General features: G+C 38.1%; 2 protein-coding genes and 1 pseudogene. All 3 read left to right on the top strand.

The features are described from left to right. Positions 1 to 465: pseudogene (locus QZ055_RS05130) on the top strand (allophanate hydrolase subunit 2 family protein); the annotation flags it as partial. 405 nt (positions 466 to 870) lie between these two features. Beyond that, positions 871 to 7,152 (top strand): ESPR-type extended signal peptide-containing protein, encoded by a 6,282-nt coding sequence (locus tag QZ055_RS05125; protein WP_295825083.1) that lies wholly within the window; start codon positions 871 to 873, stop codon positions 7,150 to 7,152. Between the two features lie 571 nt (positions 7,153 to 7,723). After that, positions 7,724 to 11,539, top strand: a 3,816-nt coding sequence (locus QZ055_RS05120; protein WP_295825081.1) for an ESPR-type extended signal peptide-containing protein, incomplete at its 3' end; no start/stop codon positions are given.

Below are 11,539 nucleotides of genomic sequence, written 5' to 3'. Positions count from 1 at the left end.
GGCCGTGAATGTCATGAACCGTTACGCGTTGTATTAGGTGATCAGGCAAAACATTTCACCGAGAAGGGAATCAAGACCTTTAGTAAAAATATTTACACACTAAGCGTAGAATGCGATCGAATGGGGTTCCGATTAGATGGACCTGAAATTGAACACGTAGACAGTGCAGACATCATTTCTGATGGTGCTGTGTTCGGATCTATTCAAGTACCATCTAATGGACAACCTATTGTCCTTATGGCAGATCGCCAAACGACAGGTGGTTATACAAAGATTGGTACAATCATTACTGCCGATTTACCTCGGCTTAGTCAACTGCCGGTAGGAGATGGGATTAGCTTTAATCTTGTATCGATTGAGGAAGCTCAAAGTATATACAGAGCATATATAGAACGTTTACATAAGCGGATTAAATTAGCACATGAACAAAGTGCTTATGTTTTTAAGGTAAGGAATAAAATTTAAAAGTTTATATAGATTTAATGAAGTGAACACCTCTGTAATGAAGATGTACGGTTTGAGCTGTATTATTCAGTTATAGAGGTGTTTTTCTGTACCTGTAATCTTATAAACTCGGTTTAAAAATTTAATTATGAGTTTATATTCATCTTAGAATTTTATTTATGGTGTAAAAATAACACATATGTGGTAAAATTTTGATACGAGTCATACAAGAATCCGCATAATTGCAGTATTTGCATAGGTTATTATTTTTGTGAAAGTTTAATGAAAACACTTGCAACTATATCGAAGATTTTGATATACTAACTACATCGAAAAAATTGAAAGTCAATTATGACTAACACATTATAGTAAATATATATAGAGAGATTATAAGAAGGTTTATTGGAGAAAAAGGAGAAAAGAAGGATGAACAAAATTTTTAAGGTGGTTTGGAGCAAATCCAAAGAATGCTACGTAGTAGTATCTGAATTCGCAAAAAACAATAGCGGTAAAAAGAAAATTGTAGTAGCTGGTATCTTTGCAGCATTGGCTATGACTAATGCTAATGTGGCGTTGGCAGCAAATACTCTACCTATCGTAGCTGATCCAACTTCTGTTGGCTTTGGTGCTGGAGCTAATGTTTCTGGTAGGAATTCTGTTGGCTTAGGTACAAATGTAAAAGCTACTCTTAGTGATGTTGTTGCAATTGGTACTGCTGCAAAAGTAGAGACTGCTGGTGGTGGGGTTGCTATTGGTCAAAATGCTTATTCAAAATCTCTATATGGTAATACACCAAGTGTTGCTGTAGGTAAAAATTCAATTGCAAATGGTGGTACTGCCGTTGCTCTTGGTACTGGTGCGACAGTAAACGAAGCTGGTAATTCATATTCACAAGGTATTGCCATCGGTGGTGGTGCATTACCGGGGCAAGGGGCGGTTGTTGTAGGGGACCAAGCCATTGCTATTGGTGGTAATACAAAGGCTCTTGGTCACTCATCTATTGTTATTGGCGGTGACGATGCTGATAGAATGACGTCTACTAAAGCAGTTTATACTGATATTACAACAGGTAGACCTGCTGTCGCTACTGTTTCTGATGCTGTTAAAGCTTTAACAGGGTATGAAATTAAGTGGCGTGATTATAATAATGCTACAGCAGACCATATCGGTATCACAGTGGGTACTAAAGGGCAATCTGGTAATGCTGGCATTGCTATTGGTACGGGCGCTGACTCTAAAAATCGTATTGCTGGCTCTTTGACAGGTGTTAATACAAGTGCTGCCGATAATGATTCTGTAACAAATGCCATCGCTATTGGTACAGGCGCTAAAGCAAATCGTGATAACTCTGTCGCTTTAGGTGGTGGTTCTACTACTGATCTGGCTGGTACCAAACAAACTAGCTATACATTGCCAAATGGTGTAGTTGCATCTTGGTCTGGTGGTAACTCAACTTTAGAAGGTGATATTGTTTCCTTCGGTGCTGCAGGATATGAACGTCAGTTGAAAAACGTGGCTCCTGGTGAAGTAAGTGCTACTTCTACAGATGCGATCAATGGCTCTCAGTTAGCTGCTATCGCAGATCAAGTTGCACATAAATATGTATCTATTAATTCTAATGATAATCCTAATAAAGATAATACTGGTGCAAAAGCTAATAACTCTATTGCGATTGGTCCTAATGCATCTACAGATACGGCTGCAACAAGCTCTGTAGCTATTGGTGATGGTGCTAATACAACAGGTCGATCTACAGTTGCATTGGGGTTATCAGCACAAGCTACATCGGCAAATGCTACAGCGTTAGGTGCTAACTCCATTGCGTCCGAGGATGATACTGTGGCAGTTGGTCATGGTGCTAAGGCAACAGATGGCAATGCCAGTGCTTTTGGGGCTGATGCGATAGCTTCCAATATTGAGTCTACCGCAATTGGTCATGGTACTGCTGCATCTGGTGCATCCTCTACTGCATTGGGATCTAGGGCAAAGGCCGCTGGAACTGCAGGTGTTGGTATCGGTATGTTAGCCAATGCAACTAAAGATTATGGTATTGCTATTGGCGGAGAAAGCTCTTCCACTGCAGATAACAGTATTGCTATTGGTAGAAAAAGCTCAGTATCAGAGAATGATGGTATTGCTATCGGTACTAGATCTAACGCAAGTGCAGTTAAATCGATTGCTATTGGTGATGGTGCTAGTGCTACAACTGTTGATGGTGTTGCAATAGGTTCTAAGTCTGTTGCTAGTACTGCAGCAGGTGTAGCGGGCTATAATGCTAATACTGGTCGTACTGATACATATGCTAACTTAACTGGTGCAACTTTAACATCTACATTAGGTGGTGTTGCAGTAGGTACAACAAATCAAACTCGTCAAATCAACTATGTTGCTGCTGGTACGGCTGATACAGATGCAGTCAATGTAGCACAATTGAAGAGTGTAAACCTTGCTTTCACAGGCGACACTGGTTCTGGTGACGTAAACCTTGCTAACAGTAAATTAGCTGTAAATGGTGACGATACATATATTACAACTACAGCTAATGGTAAGAAAATTACTATTGCTGGTAAAAAACAAGATATTACTGTAACTAATGGTGTTGCTTCTGCAACTGCAGGTATGGCAGATGCTCAAAACGTAGCTGATGCAATTAATCAAGCAGTTGCTAATAGCTCTTCTAGCTGGAACTTATCTGCAAATGGTGAAGCGACAACAGCAACCGTTGAAAAAGGTAATAAAGTAGATTTCTCTGGCGACGATAATATTACAGTTGCTAGAAATGATAAAAATATCTCTGTGTCCTTGAAGAAAGAGCTTACTGGCTTGAACAGTGCATCTTTTAACAATGCTGCGGGCAATCCAACTGTAAAAATTGATGGCGACAAAGGCATCAATGCCGGTGATATGAAAGTTACTAACGTAGCTGATGGTGTAGATGATAAAGATGCTGTCAATGTATCTCAATTGAAGAAAACAGACGCTAAAGCAGATGCTAACAAAGCTGCACTTGCTAACAAAATTTCCTTAGAAGGTAATACTGGTTCTACAACAGCGAAATCTTTAAATGATGGAGCTGTAAGCTTCAAAATTAAAGGTGAAGATGGTATTGCTACAACAGCTGCTGGTAATGATGTAACAGTTAAACTTGATGCTGATACTAAAGGTAAAATCGATAATGCTGCTGATAAAAACTTGAGCAACTTGAACCCAGCCGGTGAGCAAAAGGTTAAAGATTTAGCGGCTTGGAAAGTAGTGGCTAACAGTGGTACTGCTGAAAATGTTAAAGGCGGCGATACTGTTAAGTTCATCGATGGTGATAATGTTGAAATTACGCAAGCTGGTAAAGATTTCACAATCTCCACTAAGAAAGATGTAACATTCGATAATGTAACTGCAAACCAAGCTATCACGGCTCCTAAAGTAAAAGCTACAACTGGTGTAGAAACACCGCAAGTAACAGGCTTGACTAATACAACTTGGGTTCCAGGTCAAACACAACCAGTATCTGGTCGTGCAGCAACAGAAGATCAATTGAAAAAAGTTGATGATCAAGTAGATGCAAATAAAACAGCAATTACTAAAAATGCTGGTGATATTGCAACAAATAAAACAAATATCGATAAAAATACAACAGCAATCGCTCGTAAGATTTTCTTAAATGGTAATACAGGTACTACAACTAAGAAATCTTTAAGCAGTGATGATGTAGATTTCACTATTAAAGGCGAAGATGGTATTACTACAACAGCTTCTGGTAATGATGTAACAGTTAAACTTGATACAGCTACTAAAAATAAAATCGATAACGCTGCTGACCAAGATTTGAGCAACTTGACTCCAGATGGTGAGAAAAAGGTTAAAGATTTAGCGGCTTGGAAGGTTGTTGCTAACAATGGTACTGCTGAAGATGTTAAAGGTGGCGACACTGTTAAATACATCAATGGTGATAACATTGTTATTACACAATCTGGTAAAGACTTCACATTTGCGACTAAGTCAGATGTAACATTCGATTCTGTTACTGCAAATCAAACAGTTACAGCACCAACAGTGAAGGCTACAACAGGTGTAGAAACTCCTCAAGTAACAGGCTTGACTAATAAAACTTGGGATCCAAATAATATTACGTCTGGTCGTGCAGCAACTGAAGATCAATTGAAAGCAGTTGACGATCAAGTTAAAGCAAACAAAGACAATATCACTCAAAATACTGGTGATATTGCTGATAATAAACAAAAGATTGCAGATAACAAAGCTGCTATCGATAAAAATGCAGGTGATATTGCGGCTAACAAAACTGCTATCAATAAAAATGCAGGCGATATTGCTACAAATAAAGCTAATATTGATCAAAATACAGCAGCTATTGCTCGTAAAATCTCCTTAGGTAGTGATGATGGTGATACAGATGAAAAATCTTTGAGCACTGGTGATGTGAAGTTCAATATTAAAGGTGAAAATGGCATTACTACTGCAGCTAATGGAGTAGATGTAACCGTTAAATTGGACGATGCTACAAAAGATAAAATCGATAATGCAGCAAACCGTGATTTGAGCAACTTGACTCCAACTGGTGAACAACAAGTTAAAGATTTAGCAGCTTGGAATGTAGTAGCTAACAATGGTACTGCTGAAAAGGTTCAAGGTGGCGATACAGTTAAATTCATCGATGGTGACAATGTTTCCATTACACAAAATGGTAAAGAGTTCACAGTTGCCACAAAGAAAGATGTAACATTTGATAACGTTACAGCAAACCAAAAAATTACAGCTCCAGAAGTAAGTGGTTTAACAAATAAAACTTGGGTACCAGGCCAAACAACACCTGTATCTGGTCGTGCAGCCACTGAAGATCAATTGAAAGCAGTTGATGATCAAGTAGCAGCAAATAAAGCTAACATCACTAAGAATGCTGACGATATTAAAACTAACAAAGATAATATTGCGGCAAATAAAGAACAAATTGATAAAAATACAACAGCTATCGCTCGTAAGATTTCCTTAGGCAGTGATAATGGCGATACAGATAAAAAATCCTTGAGCACAGGTGATGTGAAATTCAATATTAAAGGTGCAAATGGCATTACAACTGAGGCTAATGGTGACGATGTAACTGTTAAATTAGACGATGATACTGCAAACAAAATCAATAATGCAGCAAATACTGATTTAAGCAACTTAACAGATGCTGGTAAACAACAAGTTAAAGATTTATCTGCATGGAATGTAGTGGCTAATAATGGTACTGCTGAAAAAGTTGAAGGTGGTAACACAGTTAAGTTCATCGATGGTGATAATATTTCCATTACTCAAAATGGTAAAGATTTCACAATTGCAACTAAGAAAGATGTAACATTCGATACAGTAACTGCTAATGACACAATTACAGCACCTAAAGTAAAAGCAACTGATGGTGTAGAAACTCCAGAAGTAACAGGCTTGACTAATAAAACTTGGGTACCAGGTCAAACACAACCTGTATCTGGTCGTGCAGCAACTGAAGATCAATTAAAAGCAGTTGATGATCAAGTAGCAGAAAATAAAACTAACATTGGTAAAAATGCTGATAATATTGCGAAAAACAAAGCTCAAATCGATAAAAACACAGAAGCAATCGGCCGTAAGATTTCCTTAGGTGGTAACACTGGTTCTACTGATGAAAAATCCTTGAGCACAGGCGATGTTAAATTCAACATCAAAGGCGAAAACGGTTTAACAACTGAAGCTAATGGTGAAGATGTAACTGTTAAAATCGATGATGCAACAAAAGCAAAAATCGATAATGCAGCAAATCAAGATTTGAGCAACTTAACAGATGCTGGTAAACAACAAGTTAAAGATCTATCTGCATGGAACGTAACTGCAGCTGGCGGTACTGTTGAAAAAGTACAAGGTGGCGATACTGTTAAATTCCAAGCAGGTGATAACCTTGAAGTTAAACAAGATGGTACTACTTTCACATATAGCCTAGCTAAAGACGTGAAAGGTCTTAACAGTGTAACTGTAGGTGATGAAAATGGTCCATCCACTAAAATCACTCCTGCTGGTACAACTGTAAAAGATGCAGCTGGTAACTCTACAACAGTTAATGGCGCAGGTATGACTATTAACCCTGCAAACTCTGCAGCTAGCCCTGTATCCCTTACTGTAGATGGCTTGAACAATGGTGGTAACCAAATTCATGGTGTAGCACCTGGTACAGCAGATACAGATGCAGTAAACGTTAGCCAATTGAAAGGTGCACAAGCAGGTTTACAAGAAGCTATTAACCGTGTAGGTGTTGAAACACAACGTGTAGGTGCTCATGCAGCAGCTATGGCAGCGTTGAAACCAATCCAATACGATCCATTGGAACCAACACAAATTATGGCTGGTATTGGTAACTACCGTGGTGAAACAGCTGGTGCAATCGGTCTTGCCCATTACAAAACTGAAGATACTATGTTCAATATTGGTGTTACACTTGGTTCTAGCCATAACATGATTAATGCTGGTGTAACTCACAAATTCGGTGGTAGCCGTGATAGAAAAGATGCGATTCCAGAACGTTATAAAGCTGGTCCTATCAGCTCTATCTACGTAATGCAAGATGAAGTAAGTCACTTGCGTTCCCAAAATGAAGAGTACAAATCCAAGCTTGAACAACAACAATCTGAAATTGATGCGTTGAAAGCAGCAGTTAACCAATTGTTGGCAAATAAAGCATAATCATATTGTACATATAGTTAGAACTATGTATATCCCGTGAATGGATATGTAAAACTAGAAAGAGCCTTCCTCGAATGAGGGGGGCTCTTTTTAGTATGAAAACAAAAATAGTTTATTAAAGCTATATCTGAAAAATAAAATAGTCTGAAAATTCTAATTTAATAATTAATAAAAATATCGATAAAACTGTATATAATGAATAATTTATGAATATTTTTAGACGGTGATTAATTTTGTAATGAAATCTAATATTCTTTTCGTTCTCAATTAGGAGCATAAAAATTCATATAATATGCAATTTATTAAGGTGAATTATAAATGAATTATGATGATACTGCGTGTTTAAGCATACTCTATGCATAATTGAGATAATAGTAAATATCCAAAAATTACACTTTTAAATTGAGAAAATTAGATAAATTATGGTAGAATTAAAGATAGGTTTTTATAAATGTAAAGCTATGTTTTTATAAATGTAAAGCTATGTAGCTTTCATTATTTCCAGACTGAGAGAAGTGTGGAACATATGATTCATATAGTTGAGGGTTAGTAATTTAAAGAAGGAAAATGTATGAATAAGATATTTAAAGTCATTTGGTCTAAGTCCAAACAGTGCTATGTTGTAGTATCTGAAATGGCAAAAAATAAAACAGGGAAAAAGAAAATCGTAGTAGCAAGTATCTTAGCTGCCTTAGCAATGCAAGTTGGTGTAGTTGCAGATGTAACTGCAGCAGATAGACCGACTGGAACTATTGAGGGCGGTACTAAAATGTATTCAAACTTAACTAATGGTCTTGCTATCGGTAATGAATCCCAGTCCAACAGTAATCAATCTATTGCTATCGGTTACAGAGCAATAGCTAATTCACAATATGCTGATCCAGCTCAACCAGCTGTAGCTATTGGTGCTGGTGCTCATGCGACTGGCAGAGGTGGTGTATCCTTAGGCCTAATCGCGAATTCTAGTGTTCGTGGTACTGCTATTGGTAGTGCTACTCAGGCGACTGGCTTTGGCGCTTTTGCAGGTGGTACATATGCACAAGCAACTAATGCTGGCGATGTTGCTATTGGTGGCGCATCATCCGATCAATTTAATAATTATGCTGTTGCTTCTGGAGGATATAGCGTAGCTATTGGTACTGCTGCTAAGGCAGATGGGGGTGCAGGTGTAAGTATTGGTTATAAGACAAATGCTAAAACATCTAACTCTCTAGCTATTGGTTCTGAATCTCAAGCTACTGGTGAAGGTGCAGTAGCAGTAGGTAGAAAGAATACATCTACAGGTGCGTCTTCAACAGTTTTAGGTATTTTGTCTACAGCTAATGCTACATCGGCTACTGCTGTTGGTATGCAAACTACTGCTACTGGGGAGAATTCCCTTGCAGTAGGTCATAAGTCCTCTGCATCTGGTAAAAATGGTGTTGCTGTAGGTACTAATGAAACTACGGCTGCGTTAGGCGGTGTTGCAGTTGGTCAAGCTGCTAAGTCTAATAAATTTTATAGTGTTGCTATGGGTATGAATGTAACGGCTGATGGTGATAATTCTGTGGCATTAGGTGGTAGTGCTTCAGCAAATAGTGATGGAACTATTGCCATTGGTTCTTATGGATCTACTCCAACTAAAGCTACAGGCAATAGAGCTCTTGCAATCGGCTCCGCAACGACAGCTAATGGTCTAGAATCAATTGCCATAGGTAGTCGCGTTAATTCCACATCTCAATATTCTATTGCTATTGGTACTAGAGCTAATGCAAGTGCAGTTAAATCTGTTGCTATTGGTCCTGATTCTAGCGTTACCGTTGATGGTGGTGTTGCTTTAGGTCGAGATTCAGTTGCTAATGTAATAGGTGGTGTTACTAATAAAGGTTATAATCCTAATACAAACCGTACAGATAATTATTCTGGTTTAACTGGCAATGTACTTACTAGTACAACTGGTGCCGTTTCTATTGGTAATGGTACTACTGTAACACGTCAACTTACAGGTCTTGCAGCGGGTACAAGAGATACAGATGCAGTTAACGTAGCCCAATTAAAGAGTGTTAACCTTGCGTTCTCTGGTAATGTAAATACTGGCAATGTGAATATCGCAAATAGTACATTAGGTCTTAAGGGCGATAATACATACATTACAACATCTGCCAACGGCCAAAACCTTACAATTTCTGGTAAAACACAAAATATTAATGTCACAAATGGTCAAGCTTCTGCAAATGCTGCAGGCATGGCTGATTCTAAAAATGTAGCGGATGCTATCAATAAAGCCATTTCTGCCAATGCATATCATTGGAAATTAGCGGCAGACAGGGATCCTAGTGCTCCTGAAGTAATCAATAAATCAGATACTGTAATCTTTGGTGGGGACAACAATATTACAGTAACTCGTAGTGGCAAAAAAATTACTACTTCTTTGAATAAGGCGATTACTGTAGATACTGTGAAAGCTAATAGATCTGTTACGGTTTCTTCTGGTGGCAATCAAATTACTCTAGATGGTACAAATGGTTCTGTAAAAGGTAGAAACTTTACTGGCGATTCATTTAAAGCCGGCGATAATGTATTGAGTAATACAACGCTTCAAATTGGTCCGACTACTGGTAGTAATAATGTGACCATAACTCGTGATGGTTTAACTGCAAAAACTGCTACGAAAACTGTTAAGTTTGGTACAGATGGTATTAGTGCAGGTGGTCAACAAATTACCAATGTTTCTAGCGGTGGTAATGTAGGTACTAATGCAGCCAATATTACAGATGTAAAGAATGCTGTAGCTGCTGTTACATTAAAACTAGATACAAATTCTAAAACTGGTACTGTTAAGCTTAGTGAAAGTCCACTTAAAGTAATCGGTGCTAATGGTATTAGAACTGATTTATTGGGTACGAATAATGGCAGTCTTGTTGTTGGTCTAGACAAGAGTACGGTAAATGCTACGACTAAAGGTATTGGATTAACAGGTGATACAGGATCTACAGGTCTTAAGTATCTTAAAGACGGTGATGCGACCTTTAAAGTAGCTGGTGATGGCGATCTAGTTACTACTAAGGCCTCTGCTACAGGTGTACAAGTAGCTGTTGATTCTGCTAAAGTAAAAGATTTAGCTGTAGGCGCAGTAACTGTTAGCAAGGCTAATACGGCGGATAATCCTATTACAATTACACCAACAGCAGGTACTAACTCCAAGGATTATGCTATTGGTATCGATACTACAAAGCTAGCTAATCAAACACAATTGACATACAAAGCTAATGGTGCCAATGAAAATAAAGTATCCTTGGCAAATGGTTTAAACTTTACAGATGGTACTTTTACAAAAGCTACGGTAGGTACAAATGGTACTGTAACTATTTCTACTGCCACAGAAACTATTACTAATGACGCTGATGGTAAAGCTAAAGTAAATAGTCCTACAGATGGTTTAGCGACTGCTAAAAATGTAGCGGACTCTATCAATAAAGCTGTTGATGGTTTATCTCAAAATCTTACTGTTTCTGATGGCACTACAGATGGTGCTGTTAACCTTAAAAATCAAAAGCTTACTGTATCTGGCACTAATGGTGTAACTACAACTGTAAATGGCCAAACTGTTACAGTAGGTCTTGATGCAACTACAAAAACTAAAGTAGATAATGCGTCCACAGCAGTAGCTCGTAACATCTCTCTTGGTGCAGATAGCGGCACAGCATCTAGCCAATCCTTAAAAGATGGTGATGTGGCATTCAATGTAAAAGCTGCGACAGGTGACTTAGTATCTACGAAGATGAATGGCAACACTGTTGAAATTTCCACTAAACGTGCAGCTATTACTAGCGATGCCAATACAGGCGTAGCATCTGTAACGGGCGATGATGGCTTAGCAACATCTAAAAATGTAGCTGATGCTATTAATAAAGCAGCTGATGCAGCTAAAGCTGGTGCAGCATGGAATCTTACAACAAATTCCAGCACAACAGATAAAATAACTGTACAAGGCGGTGATACTGTAGATCTTATCAATGGCGATAATATTTTAATCACTCAAGATAGTACAGATAAAAAGAAAATTACTGTAGCTACGAAGAAAGATCTTACAGTAGATTCTATTACAGCTGGCAATACAGTAATGAACACATCTGGTTTAACAAATGGTACTACTGCTATTACAGGTACTGGCATTACAACAGATAAAGTAACGGTAGGTGGTATCTCCATTGATAAAACTGATGGTATCAACGCAGGCAATAAAATAATCACTAATGTTGCAAGTGGTGGTACAACTGATACTAATGCAGCCAATATTGGTGATGTTAAGCAAGCCGTTGCTAACTTGTCCCAAAACCTAAATATTACTGATGGTACTAATAATGGGACTATTGATCTAAAAAACCAAAAACTTAATGTGGCTGGT

Source organism: uncultured Veillonella sp., from assembly GCF_905209685.1.
Classification (GTDB): Bacteria; Bacillota; Negativicutes; order Veillonellales; family Veillonellaceae; genus Veillonella.
The sequence above is the reverse complement of the archived record's forward strand: the minus strand, read 5'-3'. Positions and strand labels throughout refer to the sequence as shown.